At 69.6% G+C, this 22,912-nt stretch carries 24 protein-coding genes; 9 read left to right on the top strand and 15 right to left on the bottom strand.

All coding sequences use genetic code 11. From position 1 onward, the window contains the following. From iolD to iolC, 4 genes are all read right to left on the bottom strand, one after another. Positions 1-1,893, bottom strand: a complete 1,893-nt coding sequence (iolD, locus tag ACWDR4_RS23545) for a 3D-(3,5/4)-trihydroxycyclohexane-1,2-dione acylhydrolase (decyclizing) (protein WP_450411271.1) — start codon at positions 1,891-1,893, stop codon at positions 1-3. Beyond that, positions 1,890-2,726, bottom strand: a complete 837-nt coding sequence (gene iolB, locus ACWDR4_RS23540; RefSeq protein WP_450411269.1) for a 5-deoxy-glucuronate isomerase — start codon at positions 2,724-2,726, stop codon at positions 1,890-1,892. Before iolB ends, iolD begins: the two co-directional genes overlap by 4 nt. Positions 2,727-2,734: 8 nt before the next feature. Continuing rightward, positions 2,735-3,610, bottom strand: a complete 876-nt coding sequence (locus tag ACWDR4_RS23535) for a Cgl0159 family (beta/alpha)8-fold protein (protein ID WP_450411348.1) — start codon at positions 3,608-3,610, stop codon at positions 2,735-2,737. An 80-nt stretch (positions 3,611-3,690) separates the two neighbouring features. After that, positions 3,691-4,641 carry a 5-dehydro-2-deoxygluconokinase gene (iolC, locus tag ACWDR4_RS23530; protein ID WP_450411267.1) on the bottom strand — a complete coding sequence of 317 codons (951 nt, stop codon included), beginning with the start codon at positions 4,639-4,641 and terminating at the stop codon, positions 3,691-3,693. A 208-nt stretch (positions 4,642-4,849) separates the two neighbouring features. On the opposite strand from iolC, the gene ACWDR4_RS23525 reads away from it, so the two are divergent. The 3 genes from ACWDR4_RS23525 to ACWDR4_RS23515 all read left to right on the top strand — a co-directional run bounded on the left by ACWDR4_RS23525 (position 4,850) and on the right by ACWDR4_RS23515 (position 6,963). Then, positions 4,850-5,788 carry a sugar phosphate isomerase/epimerase family protein gene (locus ACWDR4_RS23525; protein ID WP_450411265.1) on the top strand — a complete coding sequence of 313 codons (939 nt, stop codon included), beginning with the start codon at positions 4,850-4,852 and terminating at the stop codon, positions 5,786-5,788. A 342-nt stretch (positions 5,789-6,130) separates the two neighbouring features. Beyond that, complete coding sequence (locus ACWDR4_RS23520) at positions 6,131-6,331, top strand: helix-turn-helix transcriptional regulator (RefSeq protein WP_403648409.1); 201 nt, start codon at positions 6,131-6,133, stop codon at positions 6,329-6,331. A gap of 77 nt (positions 6,332-6,408) precedes the next feature. Further along, positions 6,409-6,963, top strand: a complete 555-nt coding sequence (locus ACWDR4_RS23515) for a GNAT family N-acetyltransferase (protein ID WP_450411263.1) — start codon at positions 6,409-6,411, stop codon at positions 6,961-6,963. Between the two features lie 337 nt (positions 6,964-7,300). On the opposite strand, the gene ACWDR4_RS23510 is transcribed toward ACWDR4_RS23515, so the two are convergent. Further along, positions 7,301-8,974, bottom strand: coding sequence for a serine/threonine-protein kinase (locus tag ACWDR4_RS23510; RefSeq protein WP_450411262.1), 1,674 nt, complete (start codon positions 8,972-8,974; stop codon positions 7,301-7,303). 43 nt (positions 8,975-9,017) lie between these two features. Continuing rightward, the gene (locus ACWDR4_RS23505; RefSeq protein WP_450411260.1) at positions 9,018-9,866 is read right to left on the bottom strand and encodes a menaquinone biosynthetic enzyme MqnA/MqnD family protein; all 849 of its coding nucleotides are present in this window, start codon (positions 9,864-9,866) and stop codon (positions 9,018-9,020) included. Between the two features lie 287 nt (positions 9,867-10,153). On the opposite strand from ACWDR4_RS23505, the gene ACWDR4_RS23500 reads away from it, so the two are divergent. Further along, entirely contained in the window at positions 10,154-10,357 is a 204-nt protein-coding gene (locus ACWDR4_RS23500) for a cold-shock protein (RefSeq protein ID WP_003998944.1), read from the top strand. 133 nt (positions 10,358-10,490) lie between these two features. Further along, positions 10,491-11,159, top strand: a complete 669-nt coding sequence (locus ACWDR4_RS23495; RefSeq protein WP_450411258.1) for a class I SAM-dependent methyltransferase — start codon at positions 10,491-10,493, stop codon at positions 11,157-11,159. On the opposite strand, the gene ACWDR4_RS23490 is transcribed toward ACWDR4_RS23495, so the two are convergent. After that, positions 11,153-11,923 (bottom strand): DsbA family protein, encoded by a 771-nt coding sequence (locus ACWDR4_RS23490; protein WP_450411346.1) that lies wholly within the window; start codon positions 11,921-11,923, stop codon positions 11,153-11,155. The genes ACWDR4_RS23495 and ACWDR4_RS23490 overlap by 7 nt on opposite strands. 95 nt (positions 11,924-12,018) lie before the next feature. After that, positions 12,019-13,827, bottom strand: a complete 1,809-nt coding sequence (gene kstD / locus ACWDR4_RS23485) for a 3-oxosteroid 1-dehydrogenase (protein WP_450411257.1) — start codon at positions 13,825-13,827, stop codon at positions 12,019-12,021. Positions 13,828-13,923: 96 nt separating this feature from the next. Here kstD and ACWDR4_RS23480 point away from each other — a divergent pair, with 96 nt between their 5' ends. Continuing rightward, complete coding sequence (locus tag ACWDR4_RS23480; protein WP_450411344.1) at positions 13,924-14,478, top strand: YciI family protein; 555 nt, start codon at positions 13,924-13,926, stop codon at positions 14,476-14,478. Positions 14,479-14,541: 63 nt separating this feature from the next. Here ACWDR4_RS23480 and ACWDR4_RS23475 read toward each other — a convergent pair whose 3' ends face one another. Genes ACWDR4_RS23475 through ACWDR4_RS23465 form a run of 3 tightly spaced genes read right to left on the bottom strand, consistent with a single transcriptional unit; the run spans position 14,542 to position 15,851 of the window. Beyond that, on the bottom strand, positions 14,542-15,009 hold the full coding sequence (locus ACWDR4_RS23475) for a hypothetical protein (protein ID WP_450411255.1): 468 nt from the start codon (positions 15,007-15,009) through the stop codon (positions 14,542-14,544). 14 nt (positions 15,010-15,023) lie between these two features. Next, the gene (locus ACWDR4_RS23470; RefSeq protein WP_450411253.1) at positions 15,024-15,356 is read right to left on the bottom strand and encodes a plasmid mobilization protein; all 333 of its coding nucleotides are present in this window, start codon (positions 15,354-15,356) and stop codon (positions 15,024-15,026) included. Positions 15,357-15,377: 21 nt separating this feature from the next. After that, the gene (locus tag ACWDR4_RS23465; RefSeq protein ID WP_450411252.1) at positions 15,378-15,851 is read right to left on the bottom strand and encodes an ATP-binding protein; all 474 of its coding nucleotides are present in this window, start codon (positions 15,849-15,851) and stop codon (positions 15,378-15,380) included. A 134-nt stretch (positions 15,852-15,985) separates the two neighbouring features. Here ACWDR4_RS23465 and ACWDR4_RS23460 point away from each other — a divergent pair, with 134 nt between their 5' ends. Next, positions 15,986-16,849 carry a helix-turn-helix domain-containing protein gene (locus tag ACWDR4_RS23460; protein WP_450411250.1) on the top strand — a complete coding sequence of 288 codons (864 nt, stop codon included), beginning with the start codon at positions 15,986-15,988 and terminating at the stop codon, positions 16,847-16,849. Beyond that, complete coding sequence (locus tag ACWDR4_RS23455; RefSeq protein WP_450411248.1) at positions 16,846-17,085, top strand: DUF397 domain-containing protein; 240 nt, start codon at positions 16,846-16,848, stop codon at positions 17,083-17,085. The genes ACWDR4_RS23460 and ACWDR4_RS23455 overlap by 4 nt, the downstream gene beginning before the upstream one ends. Positions 17,086-17,109: 24 nt before the next feature. On the opposite strand, the gene ACWDR4_RS23450 is transcribed toward ACWDR4_RS23455, so the two are convergent. From ACWDR4_RS23450 to ACWDR4_RS23440, 3 genes are all read right to left on the bottom strand, one after another. Further along, positions 17,110-18,366 (bottom strand): S8 family serine peptidase, encoded by a 1,257-nt coding sequence (locus ACWDR4_RS23450; protein WP_450411246.1) that lies wholly within the window; start codon positions 18,364-18,366, stop codon positions 17,110-17,112. Positions 18,367-18,553: 187 nt separating this feature from the next. After that, positions 18,554-19,708: a N(5)-(carboxyethyl)ornithine synthase gene (locus ACWDR4_RS23445; RefSeq protein ID WP_450411245.1), complete on the bottom strand. Its 1,155-nt coding sequence runs from the start codon at positions 19,706-19,708 to the stop codon at positions 18,554-18,556. 163 nt (positions 19,709-19,871) lie between these two features. After that, positions 19,872-20,390 carry a DUF6817 domain-containing protein gene (locus ACWDR4_RS23440; RefSeq protein WP_450411244.1) on the bottom strand — a complete coding sequence of 173 codons (519 nt, stop codon included), beginning with the start codon at positions 20,388-20,390 and terminating at the stop codon, positions 19,872-19,874. A gap of 280 nt (positions 20,391-20,670) precedes the next feature. Here ACWDR4_RS23440 and ACWDR4_RS23435 point away from each other — a divergent pair, with 280 nt between their 5' ends. Next, complete coding sequence (locus tag ACWDR4_RS23435; protein ID WP_450411242.1) at positions 20,671-21,561, top strand: LysR family transcriptional regulator; 891 nt, start codon at positions 20,671-20,673, stop codon at positions 21,559-21,561. 162 nt (positions 21,562-21,723) lie between these two features. On the opposite strand, the gene ACWDR4_RS23430 is transcribed toward ACWDR4_RS23435, so the two are convergent. After that, entirely contained in the window at positions 21,724-22,851 is a 1,128-nt protein-coding gene (locus ACWDR4_RS23430; protein WP_450411240.1) for a hypothetical protein, read from the bottom strand. Positions 22,852-22,912: the final 61 nt, after the last annotated feature.

Raw genomic sequence — 22,912 nt, 5'->3', positions numbered from 1 at the left:
TCACAGATGGCGGCGTCGGGTAGAGACGTGCCGTTCGTACAGCTCACGTGCCTTGACCGCCGACGGGCGGGTCGCGGTCTCGGCCACAGGAACATCCCACCAGGCCTGCGCCGGAGGCGCGCCCGACACTGTGTCTGCCGTTTCCGTCTCGACGTAGACACAAGTGGGAGTGTCGGCGGCACGGGCCTCGGCGAGCGCCGCCCGCAGCTCCCGTACCGTCTTCGCGCGCAGGACGCGCATGCCCAGGCTCGCCACGTTGGCGGCCAGGTCCACGGGCAGCGGAGCACCCGTGTACGTACCGTCGTCCGACTGGTAGCGGTAGGCGGTGCCGAAGCGCTCGCCGCCCACCGACTCCGACAGTCCGCCGATGGACGCGTAGCCGTGGTTCTGGATCAGGAGGAGCTTGATCGCGATCCCCTCCTGTACGGCCGTCACGATCTCCGTCGGCATCATCAGGTACGTGCCGTCGCCCACCAGCGCCCATACGGGACGCTCGGGCGCCGCCAGCTTCACACCGATCGCGGCCGGAATCTCGTACCCCATGCAGGAGTAGCCGTATTCCAGGTGATACTGGTCCCGCGATCGGGCGCGCCAGAGTTTGTGCAGGTCACCGGGGAGTGAACCCGCCGCGTTGATGATGACGTCCGACTCGTCGGCGATCTCGTCCAGCGCGCCCAGGACCTGCGGCTGCGTGGGCCGGACATCCGGCTCGTCGGCCTCGTAGGCCGCGTCGACGCGCTGTTCCCAGCGTTCCTTGTCCTCGGTGTACTCGCGGGTGTACGTGTCCGCGACCCGGTGCTCGTGCAGCGCCAGGGCCTCCGTCAGCTGTTGCAGGCCGCTGCGGGCGTCCGCGATCAGCGGGGTGGCGGACAGCTTGTGGCCGTCGTACGGGGCGATGTTGAGGTTCAGGAAGCGGACGTCCGGCGACGCGAACAGGGTGTTGGACGCCGTGGTGAAGTCTGTGTAGCGGGTGCCGACGCCTATCACCAGGTCTGCCAGGCGCGCGAGTTCGTCCGCCGTCGCCGTTCCCGTGTGGCCGATGCCGCCCACGTCCTGGGGGTGGAGGTAGTGGAGAGAGCCCTTGCCGGCCTGAGTCGAGGCGACGGGGATACGGGTCGCCGCGGCGAACTCCGCCAGCACGTCCTCCGCGCGGCTGTGGTGGACTCCGCCGCCCGCGACGATCAGGGGACGGCGGGCGGCGCGGATCGCCCGTACCGCCTCCGTCAGTTCCTCGGCGTCGGCGGCCGGACGGCGTACATGCCACACGCGCTCGGCGAAGAACTCGTCCGGCCAGTCGTACGCCTCGGCCTGAACGTCCTGCGGGAGAGCGAGAGTTACGGCGCCCGTCTCAACTGGGTCCGCCAGTACGCGCATTGCCTGCAGCGCCGCCGGGATCAGTGCCTCGGGGCGTGTCACGCGGTCGAAGTAGCGCGACACCGGGCGCAGACAGTCGTTGACCGACACGTCACCGGCGTACGGGACTTCGAGCTGCTGGAGGACCGGGTCCGCCGGGCGGGTCGCGAAGGTGTCGCCGGGGAGGAGCAGGACCGGGAGGTGGTTGATCGTGGCGAGCGCGGCGCCGGTGACCAGGTTGGTCGCGCCCGGGCCGATCGACGTCGTCACGGCGTGCGTGGAGAGGCGGTTGGACTGACGCGCGTAGCCAACTGCCGCGTGCACCATGGACTGTTCGTTGCGGCCCTGGTGGAACGGCATGTCGGCGCCGTACTCGATGAGCGCCTGGCCGAGGCCGGCGACGTTCCCGTGGCCGAAGATGCCCCAGGTGGATTCGATCAACCGGCGTCGGACGCCGTCCCGTTCGGTGTACTGAGCGGCCAGGAAGCGTACGAGCGCCTGCGCGACCGTGAGCCTCGTCGTCGAGGTCTGCACCGTCATCGGTATCCCTCCGTATGGTCCGGGTGGAAGCAGATCCGCCACTCCCTCGTCTCACCCGGCCCCGCCATGACGTTGAGGTAGTACATGTCGTGGCCGGGCTGGGCGATGGAGGGGCCGTGCCATCCGTCGGGTACGAGGACGGCGTCGCCGGAGCGGACCTCCGCGAGGACGTCGGATCCGCCCTCACGGGAAGGGGATACGCGCTGATAGCCGAAACCGTTCGGGCCGTCGATCTCGAAGTAGTAGATCTCCTCCAACTCCGCTTCCACGCCCGGTACTTGCTCGTCGTGCTTGTGCGGCGGGTACGAGGACCAGTTGCCGCCGGGAGTGATGACCTCGACGGCGATCAGCTTGTCGCAGTCGAAGGCGTCGGCGGACGCGAAGTTGCGGACGTGCCGCAACTGGGTTCCGCTGCCGCGCTCTTCGACGGGGACCTCCGGCGCGGGGCCGTAGCGAGCGGGGAGTCGTCGCCCGCACTTCGCTCCTGCCAGGGCGAAGCGGCCTCCCGCGCCGGAGGCGATCTGTGCCCGGGCGTCACGGGGTACGTACGCGAAGTCGGTGACCGACGCGAACACGCTTTCCCTGCCCAGGAGTTGGAACTCGTCGTGCTCCGTGCCGTCCTCTACTTGCACCGTACAACCGCCGCCCAGCGGCAGCACGATCCACTCACTGTCACCGGTGGTGAAGGTGTGCGTGCCGCCGGGGGCCAACTCCACGACGCGCAGGCTGCTGTGGGTCCAGCCGGCCCGCTTGGGGTCGATGTCGACGGCGTACTGCGCGTTGCCGGAGGTACCGCGTTCGACGTACAGACTGTTGTCGCTGCCGTTGGTCATCGCGCGCCTCACAGCAGTCCGACGGCGGTGTCCACGGCTGCGGTCACATCGCCGTCCGCCGGGTACAGCAGCGAGCGGCCGACCACCAGGCCCTGGACGGTGGGGAGTTGGAGAGCGCCGCGCCACTTCTCGTACGCGCCCTCCTGATCGTCCCCGACCTCGCCGCCGAGGAGCACGGCGGGCAGGGTGGAGGTCTGCATGACCTCGGCCATGTCGTCCGGGTTCTCGGTGACGGGGACCTTCAGCCAGGTGTACGCCGAACTGCCGCCCAGGCCCGAGGCGATGGCGATCGACTTGGTGACGGCCTCGGCGGAGAGGTCGTTGCGGACCTTGCCGTCGGGGCCGCGCCTGCTGATGAACGGCTCGACGAACAGCGGGAGTTGACGCTCCGCCATCGCGTCGATCGCGTGGGCCGTGGACTCCAGGGTGCTGAGGGAGCCCGGGTCGTCGTAGTCGATGCGTACGAGCAGCTTGCCGGCGTCGAAGCCGAGGCGGGTCATGTCCTCGGGGCGGTGGCCGGTGAAGCGGTCGTCGAGTTCGAAACTGGCGCCGGAGAGACCGCCGCGGTTCATCGACCCCATGACGACCTTGCCGTCGAGCGCGCCGAGGAGGAGCAGGTCGTCCAGGATGTCGGCGGTCGCGAGGACACCGTCGACACCGGGCCGGGACAGCGCGAGGCACAGGCGTTCGAGCAGGTCGGCGCGGTTGGCCATGGCCAGCTTGCGGTTGCCGACCCCGAGGGCGCCACGGGCCGGGTGGTCGGCGGCGACGATCATCAGCCGGCCGGAGTCCCCGAGGAGGGGGCGCCGGGTCCGACGGGCGGCGGCTTCCGCGATGGCCTCGGGGTGACGGGCGCGGGTGGTGGCGAGGGCGGAGATGTCCACGGGGGCGAGCGGGGCAAGGGGGGCAGTGGAGGCAAGCGGGGCAAGGGGGTTGGCGCCGTTGCCGGTCGGTGCGGTGGCGCTCACAGAACCGCCCCCGCCGCCAGCGCCGCCTCGACCTCGGTCGGGGTGGGCATCGCCGACGAGCACTCCAGGCGGGAGGCGACGATCGCGCCGGCCGCGTTGGCGTGGCGCATGATGCGTTCCAGGTCCCAGCCTTCGAGGAGGCCGTGGCAGAGGGAGCCGCCGAAGGCGTCGCCGGCGCCGAGGCCGTTGAGGACGGTCACCGGGAGCGGGGGCACCTCGGCGCTCTCGCCCTTGCTGTTGACGGCGAGAACACCCTTCGGGCCCTGCTTGACGACCGCCAGTTCGACTCCGGCGTCCAGGAGGGCGCGAGCGGCGGCGTGCGGCTCGCGCACACCGGTCGCCACCTCGACCTCGTCCAGGTTGCCGACGGCGACGGTGGTGTGGCGGAGGGCCTCGACGTAGAAGGGCCGGGCTTCCGCCGGGTTCTTCCAGAACATGGGGCGCCAGTCGAGGTCGAAGACCGTCGTACCGGACTTGGCGCGGTGGGTGAGGGCGGCCAGGGTCGCCGTGCGGCTGGGCTCCTCGCTCAGGCCGGTGCCCGTCACCCAGAAGATCTTCGCCTCGCCGACCGCGTCCAGGTCCAGCTCGTGGGCGTCGATCTCAAGATCCGGCGCCTTGGGCTGGCGGTAGAAGTACAGCGGGAAGTCGTCCGGCGGGAACACCTCGCAGAACGTGACCGGGGTGTTGAGGCCGGGGACCGACGTGACCCAGCGGTCGTCGACGCCGAAGTCGCGCAGGGCGTCGTGCAGATAGCGGCCGAAGGCGTCGTCGCCGGTCCGCGTGATCACCGCGGTGCTCCGCCCGAGGCGGGACGCGGCGACCGCGACGTTCGTCGCCGATCCGCCGAGGAACTTCCCGAAGGACGTCACCTGGGCGAGCGGCACACCGGTCTGCAGTGGATACAGGTCCACTCCGATCCGCCCCATGGTGATCAGGTCGTACGCCATCGACTTCCCTTCGGTTCTCTTCGGTGGTTCTGCGGTATCTCTTCGGCTCGCGCGGCTCGCACGACGGCTTGCGCGACGACTCGCACAGCGTCGCGCACAGCGGCTCGCAGTCAGGTCTAGCCCGCCTCACGGAGCCCTGTCAATACTTTGTCCGGACATTCGGACCAGACCTTGACACGCGTCCCGGCATCGGCTGAAGCTGACGCCCATGACTACGTTGTCGCCTCAGTCCCCTTCATCCCCGTCGGGTTCCCCGCTGACGCGCATCAGGATCGGCTCGGCGCCCGACTCCTGGGGCGTGTGGTTCCCGGACGACCCCAAGCAGGTTCCCTGGCAGCGCTTCCTCGACGAGGTCTCGCAGTCCGGGTACGAGTGGATCGAGCTGGGCCCCTACGGGTACCTGCCGACCGACCCCGCCGTCCTCACCGAGGAGACGGCCAAGCGCGGCCTGAAGGTGTCCGCCGGCACGGTCTTCACCGGGCTGCACCACGGCGAGTCCGTCTGGGAGAAGACCTGGGCGCACGTCGCGGACAACGCGGTGCTCGCGCAGGCCATGGGCGCGTCCCACCTGGTGGTCATCCCGTCCTTCTGGCGGGACGACAAGTCCGGTGAGGTGCTGGAGCCGGACACCCTGACGCCCGAGCAGTGGCGCAATCTGACCTCGCTGACCGAGCGACTCGGCCACGAGGTGCGGGAGCGGTACGGCCTGCAGATCGTCGTCCACCCGCACGCGGACACCCACATCGACAGCGAGGCGAACGTCACACGTTTCCTCGACGGCACCGACTCCTCGCTCGTCTCGCTGTGCCTGGACACGGGCCACTACGCCTACTGCGGCGGCGACAGCGTCAAGCTGATCGAGACCTACGGCGAGCGGATCGGCTACCTCCACCTCAAGCAGGTCGACCCCGAGATCCTCGCGGACGTACGGGCGAACGAGGTCCCGTTCGGCCCGGCGGTGGCACGGGGTGTCATGTGCGAACCCCCGGCCGGCGTACCGGAGTTGGGTCCCGTCCTGGCCGCCGCGCAGAAGCTGGACGTGGAACTGTTCGCGATCGTCGAGCAGGACATGTACCCGTGCGAGCCGGACGCTCCGCTGCCTATCGCGCAGCGGACTCGGGCATTCCTTCGCTCCTGCGGGGCGTAACGCTCCACGGGGGGGGCGGTCAGGGGTGGTCGGGCGGCTGCGGGGCCGTCGTGGCTGGTCGCGCAGTTCCCCGCGCCCCTAGCGGGGCGTGCGCCCGCTGGTCAACTCACCACTCCGGTCTGCGGGCGTGCGCCTTTGCGGCACTTGCGTCACAAACACCACCCTCTCGTCACGCATGTCGCGTGTACGCGGGTTCTGCGTCACATCGCGTCAATAGACCATCACTCAGGGTCACATCGCGTCGTTCGCCGGGCAAAGGCCTTGTGATCGCCAAGCGCTGCGTCCGGCTCCCCCGACGGCCGACCCTGGCCGACCCCGTGACGCGCGCAGGGAGGTGCACCGATGACCGACCGACGGCTCTGGTCGTACAAAGAGATCGCCGCGCACATCCGCGTCCAGCCGGACACCGTCCGCTCGTACCGCAAACACGGTCTGCTGCCCCCGCCCGACCATGTGGAGAGCGGAAAGCCCTACTGGTACGCGGACACGGTGCGGGCGTGGGTCGCGGCGCGGCCGGGCAACCGGGGCCGAAGAGACGACTGAGGCGAGACCGAGGCGACTGAGGTTCGGTCGGAATATTCAGCTGTGCCCCACTCGTGAGCGGGGCACAGTTTCGCAGCATGAACAACGTTACGGATTTCTCCGTCAAGCCCGTCCTCACGGGCGAGAAAACCGTGCTGCGGCCGTTCACCGAGGCCGATGCCGAGGTGATCGCCGAGATCGTCGGGGACCCCGAGGTCATCCGCTTCACCTTCGAGCCCGGCACCGAGATCACCATGGAGCGACTGCGTTCCTGGTACGGGTCCCGGACCGACCGCCTCGACCTCGCCGTCACCGACCGTGTCACCGGTGAACTCGTGGGCGAGGTCGTTCTGTACGAGTGGGACCGCGCCGGCCGCAGCTGCACCTTCCGTACGCTGCTGGGCCCCCGGGGCCGTGGACGCGGGCTCGGTACCGAGGCGACGCGACTGATCGTGGCGTACGGGTTCGAGCGGCTGGGGCTGCATCGCATCGAGTTGGAGGCGTGGGGTTACAACCACCGGGCTCTGCGGGTGTACGAGAAGGTGGGGTTCGTGGTGGAGGGGGTGCGGCGGGAGGTGCAGTTGCGGGACGGGGAGTGGGCTGATGCGGTGCTGATGGCGATGCTTGATCATGAGTGGGCGGGTGGCGGGTAGGGGCGGGGTTGTTTTCGCCCCCGCCGCCCCTACCCGTCCCATCCTTCTGGGGGCTGCGCCCCCAGACCCCCCTTTCGCGCTGAACGCGCTCGTCCTCAAACGCCGGACGGGCTGGAGGGTGCGGGCCGGTGCTGAAGTGCGGCGGGGGTGGGTGGGCGGGGAAATGCGGTGGGCTGAGCGCGCTTGTCCTTGAACGCCGGCCGGGGCATCTCAGCCCGTCCGGCGTTTGAGGACGAGGCCGTTCAGGCCGACAGCGGGGGTCTGGGGGCGCAGCCCCCAGGGATGGGAACGGGTAAGGGCGGCGGGGGCGAAACCCAACCGCCCCGCACCCCTACTCCTACTCCACCCGAGACATCCGAGCCACCGGATCCCCCGCCTCCGGGTTGTCCGTCTCGTACTTCAGGTCGTTGCCGACCGGAGTGAGCCGCACCGTGTGGGACCCCGTCGTGCATACGGCCCTGTTCGCCTCGTCGGCGATCGACGTGACGACGAGGCGGGTCTTCGTGACCTCCTTGAGGATCAGTTCGTCGTCGCAGATGCCGCCGATCTGGTCGGTCTGGCGGAAGGTGCCCAACTTCTCGCCCACGGCCACCTGTCGCACCGTCACCCGGAACGTCCCCATCGGCAGCGCCCCGTCAAGGGCGACGGCCGGCCCCTCCCACGTGCCGACGTAGGACGCGGGGACCGTCATCGTGCCGCTCGCCGGGCCCGGCACCGTGCTCGGCGCCGGGCTCGCGGCTGCCTCGCCGCTGTCCTCACCGGTGTCGCCGGTGTCCTCGCTCGCCGCCGAGTCGTGGTCAGCGGCCCCGCCCGGCAGCAGGTCGAACACGTACACCGAACCCACCGTCACCGCGGCCAGCGCGCCCGCCACCGCGAGGGCCACCGTGCAGCTCAGCCTCCGTCCGCGCCCGCCGGCCACCGGCGCAGAGGTCGCCGCCAGACTCACGGAGACCTTCCCGGGCGTACGGTCGGACGGCTCCGGTTCCAGCACAGGCACCGGCTCCGCGTCCCGGGGCCCCGGCATCACCGGCGGCGGCCCGAACTCGCCGACCCCAGCGCCTCCCCCGCCAACCTCGACCGCCACCGGCCCCGGCAGCACATCCACCTCAGCCGATGTCGCCTCCAGGTTCAGCAGCGCCACCGCCCCCCTGCTGACCCGCTCCACCACCACCCCCGGCAGCCACCCGCCCGCCACCAGCCGCGCCGCCCCCTCCGGAGCGAGCCGCCGGGACACCTCACCGGGGGTCGGTCGCGCGGACGGGTCCTTCGCCAGGCAGACCTCCACCACGTCCCGCAACTCCCCGCCCAGACCGTCGAGTTCGGGCTCCTCGTGCACGACCTTGTACAGCAACGCCGCCGACGAGTCGCCCGGGAAAGGGGATCTGCCCGTCGCCGCGTACGCCAGCACCGCGCCCAGGGAGAACACGTCCGCCGCTCCCTCCACCGGCTTGCCGAGGATCTGTTCCGGGGACATGTAGCCCGGTGAGCCCACCGACACGCCCGTCGACGTCAGGGACGCCGTGCCGTCCGTCGCCCGCGCGATGCCGAAGTCGATGAGGAGGGGGCCGTCGAGGGTGAGCAGGACGTTCGACGGTTTCACGTCCCGGTGGACGAGGTGCAGGGCGTGTACGGCGGTCAGCGCCTCGGCGAGGCCCGCGCCCAGTGCCCGTACGGAATCCAGGGGCAGTGGGCCGTCCTCCGTGACCGCCGCCGTCAGGGAGGGGCCGGCCGCGTACGCCGTCGCCACCCACGGCACCGGGGCGTCCGGGTCCGCGTCCAGGACGGGTGCCGTCCAGGCACCGCCGACCCGACGCGCCGCCTCGACCTCGCGGCGGAACCGCGCCCGGAACTCCTCGTCGAGCGCGAAGTGCGGGTGCACGATCTTGACGGCGACGGTACGGCCGCCCGCGCTGCGCCCCAGGTAGACCCGGCCCATCCCGCCCGAGCCGAGCCGTCCGAGCAGCCGGTAGGGCCCGATCACGGCCGGCTCACCGACGTCCAGCGGCTGCATGGCCCCCACCTCTCCCCCGTACCCCTACACGCTGCCCCGCAGCCTACGGCTCCAGCAGGTCCACCTTCACGTCCGCCGGGAAGCCCGTCGTCGGGCCCACCCGGCGGGCGAACTCCTGTACGGCCGCCAGCTGCGGGCCGCCGAAGCGGAAGTCGAGGGTCGTGAAGTAGCGCTCCAGGACCGTCGCGTCGAACTCCTCCCAGCGGGCCGCCTGTTCGGCGACCTTGCCGACCTCCTCCAGGGAGAGGTCGCGGGAGGCGAGGAACGCCTCGTGGACCTTCCGGGTCAGGGTCGGTTCACGGTCCAGGTACTCCCGCCGCGCCGCCCACACCGCGAAGACGAACGGCAGACCGGTCCACTCCTTCCACAGCGTGCCCAGGTCGTGCACCTGGAGGCCGTAGCGCGGGCCGTCGAGGAGGTTGGCGCGCAGGGCCGCGTCCCCGATCAGCACCGCCGCGTCCGCCTCCTGCATCATCAGACTGAGATCGGGCGGACACGTGTAGTAGTCAGGATGTACGCCGAAACGCTCGGCCAGGAGCAGCTGCGCCAGGCGTACGGAGGTGCGGGAGGTCGAGCCGAGCGCCACCCGTGCGCCGTCCAGGCGGTCCAGCGGGACCTGGGAGACGAGCACGCACGACATCACCGGGCCGTCGCAGCCGACGGCGATGTCCGGGAAGGCGACCAGGTCGTCGGCGTTGCGGAGGAACTCGACGAGGGTGACGGGCCCGATGTCGAGGTCGCCGCGCACCAGGCTCTCGCTGAGCTTCTCGGGGGTGTCCTTGGTCAGCTCGAAGTCGAGGAGCGTGCCCGTTCTCGCGAGCCCCCAGTACAGGGGCAGGCAGTTCAGGAACTGGATGTGGCCGACGCGCGGCCGGGTGCGAGAATTGTCCACATCGCGAGGCTAACGGGCGTGGGATAGGGTGCACCCCCCTGGGGTTGTCAAGACCGCGCGCCGACTCTCAAACGTCCGGGTGACGTGATCTTGCCCTCTATTGCATTCGCCTGCCTGAGTGCTAAGCTCACCGCAAGTTGCAGTTTGGTTTCCCTTGCAGTACAGAGCCTGCGGAGCATGTGACCGCGGGCTCTCGTCGTTTTCAGATGAATGCAGTTGTTTACAAGCTTTTGTTTACACCTTGCAGGTTCTGGAGCAGGGCGACCCTTTGGGCCCAAGGAGGGCTTATGGCTACCGGAACCGTGAAGTGGTTCAACGCCGAAAAGGGCTTTGGTTTCATCGCCCAGGAAGGCGGCGGCCCGGACGTCTTCGTCCACTACTCCGCGATCAACGCGAGCGGATTCCGCTCCCTCGAAGAGAACCAGGCGGTTTCCTTCGACGTCACGCAGGGTCCGAAGGGCCCGCAGGCGGAGAACGTCACCCCGGTCTAAGTCGGCGTCTCAACTGAGCCGAACACTCTGATCCGGAACGTGTGCAGTACCCAAGGAGCTCCGAGCCATCCGGCATCGGAGCTCCTGCCTTTTCCGGCCGCATTGTCAGTGGGTCCTACTAGCGTCCCCTTCCATGACTGCCAACGCCGACTTCGTCGCCGCGACCCGCGTCTTCTACGACGCCATCGCCGAGGACTACTTCGCCCGCTTCCGTTCCGGGCTCGCCGCCCAGCCGCTGGAGCGGGCCGTGCTCGCCGCGTACGCCGAGTTCGTACGGGGTTCGGGGGGCGGTGGCGGACAGGTCGCCGATCTCGGGTGCGGGCCGGGGTGGGTCACCGCGCTCCTCGACTCGCTGGGGCTGCCGGTGTTCGGTCTTGACCTGTCGGAGTCGATGCTCGCGGTGGCCCGGCGGGAGCATCCGGGGCTGCGGTTCGAACAGGGATCGATGCTGGAGCTGGACCTCGCCGACAGGGCGCTCGCCGGGGTCGTGTCCTGGTACTCGACCATCCACACCCCGGCCGAGCGGCTGCCCGCCCTCTTCGCCGAGTTCCGTCGCGTCCTGGCGCCGGGCGGGCATCTGCTGCTCGGCTTCCAGGTCGGGGACGAGCCCAAGCACCACGACCAGCCCTTCGGACGCCCCGTGTCCATGGACTTCCAGCGGCGCCGGCCCGACCGGATCGCCGCGCTGCTGACCGAGGCCGGGTTCGCCCTCACCTCACAGACCGTGCGGGCGGCGAACGAGGAGACCGGGGAGTCGTCCCCGCATGCGTTCCTGATGGCCCGCAGGCCCGTGGGTCAGTAGCCGTAGTCCTCGGGGTCCGGGGGCGGCTGGTAGTCCTTGTACTCCTGCCACTCCCAGGGCCGGTCCTGGATCGCCTGCAGCAGTTCCGCGAAGAGTTCCGGCTCGTACAGCACCCCGCCGATCTCCTCGGGGACCTGGACGTCGTTGATCACGGCGGTGGGTGTGCCCGGGCCCTTGCGCTGCCTCTTCTGCTCCTCCGTACCGACGCGTTCGTAGGCGTGCTCCGAGGCGGTCACGAAGGAGCGGTACTTCATCGTCCTCACCGCCGACTCGAAGGCGGGGGTGCGCAACCCGTCGACCTGGTCGGCCAGTTCGAGGAGGCGGGCGTCGGTGAAGCCGTCGACCACCTCCTCGGGCTGGTTGGCGTAGAGCACCTCGTGGTACTCGGCGAACCTGTCGGCCTCCAGCGCGGCGCGCAGTGCGTTGGCCGCCTTCTTCGAGCCGCTGCCGCCGACCCGGTCGTCGAGGAAGGAGGCCAGGGTGTACTCGGTCTTCACCTCCCGGCGCAGCACGGCCTGCTGGAGTTCCGGGCCGCCGCCGGTCGTCTCGAACTCCTCGCAGACCGGGCAGCGCATGTCCTCGTAGAGGTGCACGGTCACCTCGGCGGTCGGGTCGCCGACCGTGATGGTCGTACCGTTCGCCGCGAGCTTCTCCGGAGCCTGCGCCAGGCTGTCGTACGGCTCCGGAGCCCCGTACCGCTGCCCGCACCCCGCGACGAGCGACATCCCAACCACGGCCGCCACCGCGACCGCCACCGCGGCCATCCCCCTGTTTCGCACTTCCTGCCTCCCCAGCAATCAGCGCGACCCTAGGGCATGCTCATGCCGAACGCACAGAAATAACAGCGGCGGAACGACGGTCACAGCACCCCCGCCGCCGCCAGTGCCGCCACATAGCCGAACGTCATCGCCGGGCCGATCGTCGAGCCGGCGCCCGCGTAACTGTGGCCCATGACGGCGGCGCTGGCGTTTCCGGCGGCGTACAGGCCGGGGACCGGTGTGCCGTCGGTCCGCAGGACCCGGGCCCGGGCGTCGGTCCGTAGGCCGCCCTTCGTTCCGAGGTCGCCGGGGACGATCCGGAAGGCGTAGTACGGGGGCAGCCACAGGGGGGCCAGGCAGGAGTTCGGGAGGACGGCCGGGTCCGTGTAGTAGTGGTCGTACGCGCTGTCGCCGCGGCCGAAGTCGGTGTCGTCGCCGTTCAGGGCAAGGGAGTTGAAGCGGCTGACGGTGGTGCGGAGGGCGGCGGCCGGGACACCGATGGCAGTGGCCAGGGCATCGACCGTCCACGCCTTGTACGCGGCGCCGGAGTTGTACCAGTCCGCCGGGAGTACGAAGGTCGGGGCGATGTCCTTGAAGAGGTACCGGTTGCGGTAGTTCTGGTCGACGATCAGCCAGGCCGGGATGTCGGGGTCGGTGACGTCGCGCTCGTACATGGTGTGGACGACGTCACTGTAGGGACCGGCCTCGTTGACGAAGCGGGAGCCGGCCGCGTTGACCAACAGGCCGCCGGGGAGGGTGCGTTCGGCCAGGCAGAAGTACGGCTCGCCGGGGAGCGGGATCGCCGGGCCCCACCAGGCGTCGTCCATGAGCGCCAGCGAACCGCCGACGCGCTCGCCCGCGCGGATGCCGTCGCCGGTGTTCTCCTTCGCGCCGACGGTCCACTCGGTCCCGATGGGCTGCTGCTGGTACTGGTCGCGCATCGCCGCGTTGTGCTCGAAGCCGCCCGAGCCGACGATCACGCCTCGCCGGGCGCGGAGGAAACCGGGGGTGCCGTTGCGGGTGACGACGGCTCCGGTGACCGTGCCGGACTCCGAATAGAGGTCGGTGAGCGGGGTGTTGAGCCAGACCGGTACGCCGGCCGAGGCCAGCCCCGCGCGCAGTCCGGCCGCGAGGGCCTGGCCCATGGTGAGCGGAACCTCCCCTCGCAGTGCAGCCCGCGTACCGCGCGCCAGGCACTCCACGGCGACGGCCGCGCCCTTCACGTTCACGGCGGCGAGGGCCAGCCACTTGTAGTCGGCGCTGAAGACGACCATGCCGGACGGGACGGCGAGGTAGGGCGGGTTGAGGTTGGCGAGTTCGGCGCCGAGGACGTTCCCGTCGAGCTGATCGGGCTCTATGGAACGGCCGTTGGGCAGTCCGCCGGGCAACTCCGGGTAGTAGTCGCTGTATCCCTCCATCCACCGGAAACGAAGAGGGCTGTTCGCCATGACGAAGGAGAGCATGGCGGGTCCGTGGGCGAGGAAGGCCTGTTGGCGGGCGGCGGGGACGTCCGGCCCGACGACCGCCGCGAGATAGGCGGCGGCCTTGGCGGGCGTGTCCGGCACACCGGCGGCGAGGATCACGGAGTTGTTCGGTATCCAGATCCCGGCACCGGAACGGGCGGCGGACCCGCCGAAGGTCGGCGCTTTCTCTACGACCACGCAGGTCAGGCCCTGTTTGGCGGCTGTGAGAGCCGCGGTCATTCCGGCGGCGCCTGCCCCGATCACTACGACGTCGTACGTTCCCAGCAGAGGCGGCGCTGCGGCCTGGGCCGTCCCCTGCCCGGCCACGACACCCACCCCGACCGCGACACCGGCCGCTGCGGCGCCTGCCAACACGCCTCGTCTGGAAGGGAGTTCGGTACGTCCGGATCGTTCGGTACGTCTCGTAGGGTCCGTTTCTGGATTCATGGGTCGGGAATGTCGTACTTGGGTCTTGTGAAGTCAAGCACTATGCCCGGGATAAACGAGGAGACCCTGGAAGGAGAACCTGGTAGGTCTTCGGGCATGGAGTTCCTCTGCTACCACCGCGACCGACCCGACTCCCTGGCGCTGCGCGACGAACTGCTGGAGGACCACTGGTCCTACATGGACCGGTACGCGAAGGAGATGATCGCCCGCGGCCCGACCCTCGCCGACGACCTCGACACAGCCACCGGCAGCGTGCACATCCTCGACCTGCCCGACCCGGCCACCGCCCGCGCGTTCGCCTTCGACGAGCCGGGCTACCAGGCCGGCATGTACCGGGACGTGCTGCTGCGCCGGTGGCGCAACACACTGGGGCGCACCATGTGGGACTTCCCCGGCGGCCGAACCGACGGCAACCGGTACCTGGTACTCGGTCTCGGCGCCGGCCAACCCACCGACCTCGACCTGCCGGCCCCTCCCGACCGGGACGAACTGATCGCCTACGGGCCGCTGTTGTCCGACGACGGCGCCGCCTGGCTGGGCACGGCGGTGCTGCTCCGGGCGCCTGATCCGGAGACGGCCGGCGCTGTGCTGACCCGGGACCGATATGCCGATGTCGAGGTGCACAACTGGCAGTTCGGTGGGCGGTCGTGACGCACCGTCACCTTGGCGGGATGTGACGGGGACCAGTTGCCTTTGCGGGGGCACGCTTCGCGATCACACACGTTCGACGTGGACATCTCTGGGGTTGAGTACGCCCAGGTACGCCTCTATGTCCTCCGGGTCACTGGTGAAGATCACCGCACTGCCGTGCTTCACGGCGGACAGGGCCACCCACGCATCCACCGCGTCCGGCCTCTTCTTGGCCGGGAGCCGCGCCTCCCCCAGTGCCGCACCCACGCGGCGCCAGTCGGTGAGGTCAGGGCCGACCGCGCAGGCCATGCACTCGGGCTGACCGGCCCCGGCCGCACGCATGGACGGTTCGGAGGCGCGAGCCCCCGGCACGGTGCAGTCCTTCAGAACGCCGGCCAAGGCATGGATGACCGCCGGCCGCGGGCGCCAGACCTGGGCCAGGACCGGACCGAGGATGAGTGCGCGATGGGGCGTGACCTTGAGACCGCTGTGCAGGGCGACGGCCTTCGCCTTGCGGTCCGCGAGGGCGATGAGCATTCCGGTGTCGTACACCGGCACCCTTACCATCACGCGGCGTGCCCGGGCCGGGCGGTCTTGCGGTCTTCGCCGTAGACGAGATTCAGCGCGGCTTCGACATCCCGACGTTCCTGTTCGGTCAGCTCCGGGGCGGCGTCGTCCGGCTCGGCCGACAGCGCCACCGCTTCGGCGTCCGCACGGGCGATGAGAGCGTCGACTCCGGAGAACTGCTCCTCTATGGCCTCGGTCTCCGCCATCTGACGCGTCGCGGCGTGCACGAGGTACGCCGAGACATCCAGCCCCGCCCGCTCCGCGTGCCGCCTGATGCGATCAGCCTGCTCCTGCTCAAGGCTGATGCTGATCCTCGTCCTGGTCCTGGCCATGGAGCCAGTGTATGACGCGTATTACAACTCGCTCAAGTGGAAGCCGGTCCCAGTTTCATCGACGCTGGAGCTGATGCCCTTGAGGGTCATTTCGACCCACACCGTCTTGCCCACGTCCCGTTCCGCCACGCCCCACGTACGGGCCAGCACCGACACGATGACCAGTCCCCGGCCGAATTCGTCGGCCTCCCAGCGGGGCACGATCCGCAGTTGCCGGTCGCCCCGCGTATCGCTCACCTCGATACGCAGGGTGCCCTCCGGGAGCAGCAGGAGGCGGAGTTCGAAGTCGCGTCCCGGTACGCGACCGTGCGTGACGGCGTTCGCGGCGAGTTCGGCGACGACGTGCTGGGCGGCGTCGTTCACGTCGCTGTCGTGCGGGTATCCCCACTCGGCGAGTTGCTGAGCGGCGAGGCGTCTGGCGAGGCGGGCGCCGCGTGGCGTTGAGCTGAGGCGCTGGGTCAGTTCGTCGGTAGGGGTGGCGATTTCCGAGTTCACGTTACCGAGCGTGGTCGTCCGGTTCTAACCTGACCAGGGGCAACGGGTGGACTCCGAGTATCCGTACGGGTGCGACGGGTGAGGGGTACGGGTTGTCGGCCGTGACCGGGACGAGGTTAGGGGCGGTGGCGTAAGTGACAGAGGATGCGGAGCGTAGGCCGGAGACTCCGGCGGAGGAAGCGGGGACGACGGGGCTGTTCACCGCCCTGGGCAAGATGCTCAAGCGTCTGCGGGAACGGGCGGGGCTGACCCAGAAGGAGTTCGGGGTGATGGTGGGTTACGGGCCGGACGCCATCTCCGCGATGGAGCGCGGGGTGCGGATCACCAGGCCTGAGCTGCTGGAGAAGGCGGATGAAATCCTGGACGCCGGTGGGTTGTTGAAAGATGCGATCCCCGAGGTCGAGGAGGCGATGAAGAAGGCGCGGACTCGTCATCCCGAGTGGTACCGGGGCTATGCCGACTTGGAGGAGAGCGCCAAGTCGCTGCACATTTACAGCAACCAGCTGGTGCCGGGGCTGCTGCAAACCGAGCTGTACGCACGGGCCGTGTTCCGGCAGTGGCGCCCTCTCCTGAGCGTGGAGACAATCGAGAAGCGCGTGGCCGACCGGATGTCGCGCCAGCAACTTCTGGAGACCTGGCCGTCGCCGACGTTCAGCTTCGTGCTGGACGAGAGCGTGCTCCTGCGGCCCATCGGCGGGCGCCCCATGCACAAGGAGCAGTTGCAGCACCTGTTGCACGTCGGCAATCTCCGGCCTGTCGAGCTTCAGGTAATGCCGATGGACCGTGAGGAACAGCCAAGCATGGACGGCCCGTTCAACCTGCTGACCGTCAGGAAGGGGGAGCAGGTAGCGTACGTGGAGATCCACACGTATCCACGCCTCATCACGGACACGGAAGAAGTGCGCATCCTGAGCGAGCGCTACGGGCTCCTCAGGGCGCAGGCACTCAGGCCCAGCGAGTCGCTGGAACTGATCGACAGACTACGGGGAAAACTATGAGCGCCGAGGGACTCAGCTGGTTCAAGTCCAGTTACAGCAGCGGCGGAGGCGGCGAGTGCCTCGAAGCCGCCTACACCTGGCGTAAGTCCAGCCACAGCAGCGCCGAGGGCGGCCAATGCCTGGAGATCGCCACCTGCCCCCACGCCATCCACATCCGCGACTCCAAGAACCCCACCGGCCCCCGCCTCACCCTCTCCCCCGCCGCCTGGTCCGGCTTCCTGCGCCCCGGCAGGTAGAGGGCCCGCCGGGGCAGCGGTGAGTCAGCGAACCGTCGTCCTGGACGCGCACTTTGACGTGTGCTGCCAGTAACACGCGGCCTGAACCAGCCCGTAGCGGTACTCCGTGCCGGTGCCCGCCAGGGGGCGGGAGTCGCGGCCGAGGGTTGCCTCGACACTGTCGGTTCCCCGGCAGCGGCCCGACGTCAGGCACAGTGCCGCCGCGCCCGAGACGAAGGGCGCTGCCATGCTCGTACCGTTCTCGAAGCCGTAGTTCTCCGCGTTGCCGGGTGTGGGGTGGGTCGGGCGGGTGGAGAAGATGCCGTCGCCGGGGGCCGCGATGTCGACCCAGGATGCTCCGTAGTTGGAGAAGTGGGCCCTCTGGTCGAACACGTTGGTCGCGGCGACGCTGATCGTCTCCGGATACCCCGCCGGATACTCCAGCTGGGTCGAGTTGGAGTTGCCCGCCGCGGCGACCACGGCGACGCCCGACTCGGTGGCCAGCTGGACGGCCTGGTGCAGCAGCGCGCCGCCCCCGCCGCCGAGGCTGAGGTTGGCGACCCGGATGTTCCTCTCGCGTGCGTTCTGGGCGACCCACTCCAGCCCCTCGATCACATCGGAGGTGCTGCCGGGGCCGGTGTCGGGGAGGACCTTGACGTTCCAGAGCCTGGTGTCGGGGGCCGTGCCCAGTACTCCGATGCCGTTGTTGAGCGCCTGGACGATGCCCGCGACATGGGTGCCGTGGCCCACGAAGTCGTTCGCGTCGGGGGAGTTGGTGAAATTGACGTTGCCGGCGACCCGTAGGTCCGGGTGGTTGAAGTCGACGCCGGTGTCCAGCACGGCCACCCCGACACGGGCGGGCGCGGGTACGCGGACCTCGTTGCCGCTACCGGCCACGGCCCCGATCCGGCGCAGACCCCACTGCGCGCTCAGGCCCGTGTCGCCCTTGAACGCGACGCCGTCCTTGCGGGGCTTGGCCGTGGTGTCGGACGGGGACATCTTCTGGTCGCGTTCGACCGAGGCGACCTGCGGGTCGGCGCGGATGGCCCGGATCTGGTCGGTGGTGGCCTCAAGGGCGTACCCCTTGAGGACCACCCCGCCCGCCGAGGCGTTGTACACATGCCCCAGCCGGCTCCTGCCGCCCGGCGCCCGGTCCCTCATGTGACCCTCGGCGACCTTCGCCGGGTCGGCGACCGTGTCCTTGAGTTGTACGAGCCACCGCCCCAGCGGAGCGGGCGGCGCTGCTGCCTGTGCGGGGCCGGGTACGGCGACGGCGGTGGCCGTGACCACCGCCGACAGCACGGCACACGCCGCGAAACTACTTCGGAACGGAACTCTTCCGAGAAATCCCACCTGATCCTCCACAGCATAGGAACTGGAGATCGACAAGGCGGGACATTAGGAACATGTGAACGTTTTTCAGCGGAGGCACGGCCCCGATCGGTCATACCGGACTACGAAATCCCCTGATCGGCTGATCGGCCGACAATCACAGCACGGGACTGTCCGCATCGTGCGGGTAGGTCGCCGAGCGGTGCTGGAAGGACAGGATCTTCGGGTTCTGGATGACGCCGTCGCGGATCTCGATCGCCCTGTGGAGCGTGACGTCCGCGTCCCATGCCTTCGGGCCGTTCATGACCTTGCGCAGGTACGGCAGGAGCGCCTCGCTGATTTCCCAGGTGGCGGAGTTCCAGAGGTGGGACGGGCTGTGGTCGACGCCGTAGTAGTGGCAGCCGGGGCCCACCTCGTGCATGGGCTCGCCGAAGGTGGTCGGGCGGGCGAAGGTGAAGCCCATGCCCTCGTCGCAGGCGACGTCCACGAAGAACGTGCCCGGGCGGAACTGGGCGAGTTCCTCGTCGGTGACGAACATGAGCGGTGCGTCGGTGTCCTGGAGGACGCAGTTGACGATGATGTCGAAACCGGCCAGGTACTCCGCCAGGGGCATCGAACCTGCCGCCGTCACCGCCCGTAGACGCGTCGGGTCGTCCTGCTCCTCCTCGAAGTGGGCCATCACCACCGACGGCATCGGCGAGGCCACCGCCGCCGCCGCGCGCTGGGTCAGGACCGTGACGTCGGTGACTCCCATGGCGCCCAGGCCCGTGACCGCCCCGCGTGCCGTGGCGCCGAAGCTGATGACGACCGCGCGCAGGCGGCGGCCGTAGTGGCCGGTCAGTCCGCCGAGTTGGAGGGCGTGCAGGACCGAGCAGTAGCCGGCCAGCTCGTTGTTCTTGTGGAAGACGTGGACGCTGAAGGCGCCCGTGGAGGTCCAGTGGTTCATGGCCTCCCAGGCGATCAGGGTCAGCCGTCGGTCGATGCCGATCTGCGTCATCTTCTCGTCCTGCACGCAGTGCGGCCAGCCCCACAGCACCTGGCCCTCGCGCAGTTCGGCCATGTCGTCGTGCATCGGCTTGGGCAGCAGTACGGCGTCGCACTCGGCGACGAGCTGTTCGCGCGAGCGCAGCCCGGCAACAAGTGGTCGCAGCGCGTCGTCGGCGATGCCGAACCGTCGGCCGTAGCCCTCTTCGAGGAAGATCTTCCCGCGCAGGTCCGGGGCGATCCGGTCGAGGTGACGGGGGTGCAGCGGAAGGCGGAACTCGTTCTCCTTGCGGGAGGAGGCGAGTACTCCGAGACTCATCAGGCTCATGTGGGGCGGCTCATTTCCGACCGGGCACGCGGTGCTCCGGCATTGCCGTTCCCCGAGGGCGACGCCGAAACGGATGACGGCATACGAAGTGCGCTCGGTAGCACCACGGTACTCCGTCCTGCGTACAGCCCTGGTGCTACCCACTGCTCACGGTGGGTGATCCTCAGTGGTCCCGGCGGCGGTCCCGGCGGCCCAGCCGCACCCCTGCCTCCTCCCACGCCCGTCCGCTCAGCAGTGGCCGGAACCCGGTGAACAGGGCGAGCAGGTCCGGGCCCCACTGGTCGCGGAACACCGGGTTCACCCGGACCATGTCGAGTTCGTTCGCGGCCGTCAGCTCGGCGAGGTCCTCGCACCGGCTCCGGTGCACGGTCCGGGCGCGGCCGGTGAAGCGGTCGTGGAACAACGCGTCCGGGGCGGCCAGGCCCGGGTAGGTCGCCTTGCGGTTCATGGCCGCGTACACATGCACGATCTCCTCCGCCTCCGGGCCGATCACCCTCGCCAGTTCGCCACGGCGGTCGAGGGAGAGCAGGGCGGTGGGGAAGCCGTCGGTGCCGTACGCGGCGTGACAGAGTCCCGCCAGCCGGAGGGCCGGTCTGGCCTCCCAGGCGGCGAGCAGACGGTACACCCGGCAGAGGTGGGCGAGCAGGGTGCCGCCGGGGTGCGCGATCTGCTCGGCGCCCAACTCCCGTAGGAAACCCACTGCTTGGGCGGCAGGGGATGGGGCGAGAGCAGGAGGGGGGAGAGAGGTTGGGGGTGACGGTGAGGGAGGGGAAGCGGACATGGGGTGGCGTCCTCTCGGTGCGCGAAAGGTCGGCACCCGTCCGCTCCCCACCCTCGGTCCGGACCCCGGCGGGGGCGCGGGACGGGTTGCCGCCTGGGCCCTGCACCGATCGTGACGTACCCGGCCGTACCCAGTCAATCCTAAGGTTCTGTCACCAACTCCAAGTGCTAGCTTGGGTGTTGTGACCCTGGACGACCTGCGTGTCTTCGTTGCCGTGTGCCGGGCGGGGAGCCTGAGTGCGGTGGCCCGTGATCTCGCGTGTACGCAGTCGGCCGTGAGCCAGCATGTGAAACGGCTGGAGCGGGAGACCGGCGTCAGCCTGGTGGAACGGCATGCGCGGGGAGTCGTGCCGACCGCGGCCGGGCGGGTGTTGCAGGCCGCCGCGTCGGAGGGGATCGCCGGGCTGGATCTCGCGTTGCGGCAGCTCAAGGATCTCGTCGACGGGGAGAGCGGGTCGGTGCGGGTCGCCACCGGTGCGACGACCGTACGGCACTTCATGGCGGAGGCGGTGGTCTCTTTCCGGCGTCAACACCCCAAGGTGAGCCTGGAGTTCCGTACGGAGAACTCCAGCCGGGGGTGTTTCGCGGCGCTTGCCGACAGTGAGCTGGATCTTGCGTGGATCACCATCGGGGCGCCGGTGCGGGGGATTGAGCAGCGGGTGGTGATGGAGTTGCCGTGGGTGCTTGCGGTGGGGGCGGGGGAGGCGCTCGCGCGGCGGGACTTCGCGGAGGTTGAGGATCTGCGCGATCTGCGGTTGATTCGGCTGCCGCCGAACTCGACGTCCGCCGCGCATCTGGATGCGGCGTTCGCGGAGGTGGGGGTGCGGCCGGTGTTCGACACGAGTGTCGCCGACTGGGATACGGCTCTGTTGTTGGCGGAGTTGGGGCTCGGGTATGCGATCGTGCCTGCTGTGCCTGATCTGGCGGTGCCGGGGGCGGGTGGGGCGGTGCGGTTGGTTCCGCTGCCTGCGCTGCGGCCGTTGGCGGTGGGGTGGGCTGTGCGGAGGTGGGATGCGCTCAGTCCGCTGGCGCGGGCCTTTGCGGAGACGGTTTCTGAGAGTTGTCGGGGGTAGGTGGGGGTTGGGTGGGGTTGTTTGTTGGCTGCGGGCGGGTGGGGGCTTGTCGCGCAGTTCCCCGCGCCCCTAAAGACGGTGGGTTCCGTCGCCCCCCCGTGCCAAGTACCCCTCGCCCGCTAAAAGCGGTGCGATTCCGCAGCCCCCATCGCCAAGTGCCCGTCAACCCTGCACCGGGCTACGGCCTGTCACCTTGCCCTTGGCGTTCGCCTCCAGGGATGCCGTGTCGCCGTTCGCACCCGTCACGGTCACCCTCAGGGTGGTCGTGCCCGTGAGGCGGTCCGCCGTTAGTTGCCAGGTGTTTGGGGAGTGGACGCCGAGAGTGGTCCTCGCCTCCTTCACCAGGGTCGGGATTCGCTCGTACGGGAGGGAGTTGGGGTCGAAGAGGGGGATCTGGGTGTTTGTGGGTGGGAGCACCAGGGACAGCATGCTGTCCTGGACAACCAGGGTGAGTGCCTGGCCCTTGTTCCCGCTCTTGGTGAGTGACTTGACGGCCTGCCGCAGCTCGCCCTTGTCCAGGAACGACTGCCCCGCGCCCAGGATCACCGTGCCCGAGCCCGACGTCACCACCGTCCTCGTCGTCGAAGTCGAAGTCGAAGTCGAAGTCGAGGACGTGACCGTGGGCCTGGTCGGCTCCGGCTCCGAGCCGTTGAACGTGTCCGTCAGGTCCATGCGGAATGACGCCAGTACGAGCGCCGCCCCAACCAGCACACCCACGACGAGCGTCACTCCGTACGCGCGGCCCTCCGGAGGTTCCCTCAGCGCCGTCGACTCGGGTGCCGAGTCGAGGACGGCTTCGGCTGCCCGGCGCTGCCATTCCAGGGTCGGCTTCTTGACCAGCTTCGCCTTCCAGGGGCGGGCCAGCGGGAACTCGACGATCACGATGTCGCGCGGGCGGTGGTCGGGGACGTCCACGAGGTTGATGTGGTCGCTCATCAGGACGCGGAACGCGGGCGCGTCGTCCGGGGCGACCGTGAGGTCGAAGTCGATCGGTACGTTGGCCGACAGTTCGGAGCCGGTGGCGTGCAGGCTCTCGATCACCGCGAGTGACGTGACCGGGACGACGGCCGCCTCACGGGCCCGTTTCGGCATCCCGGCAAGCAGGTTGAGCACCCCGTACACCACCGGCAGGACCATGCTGCCGATGATCAGCGGCACGTCCTCGAGGATGCAGCCCACCGCGAACAGCGCCATCGCGGCTCCGCACACGCCACTCGTCAGGAACCCACGGACGAGGGCCACCGGGTTGTTGTGGGTCGGCGGCGGCTGCACGCCCGTGGTGATCATCATGGCGTGATTGTGACCCGCCCCGGTGGCCACCGGAAGACTTACGGACCATTACGGACGATCA

The organism is Streptomyces sp. NPDC000878, from assembly GCF_053599695.1.
The sequence above is the reverse complement of the archived record's forward strand: the minus strand, read 5'-3'. Positions and strand labels throughout refer to the sequence as shown.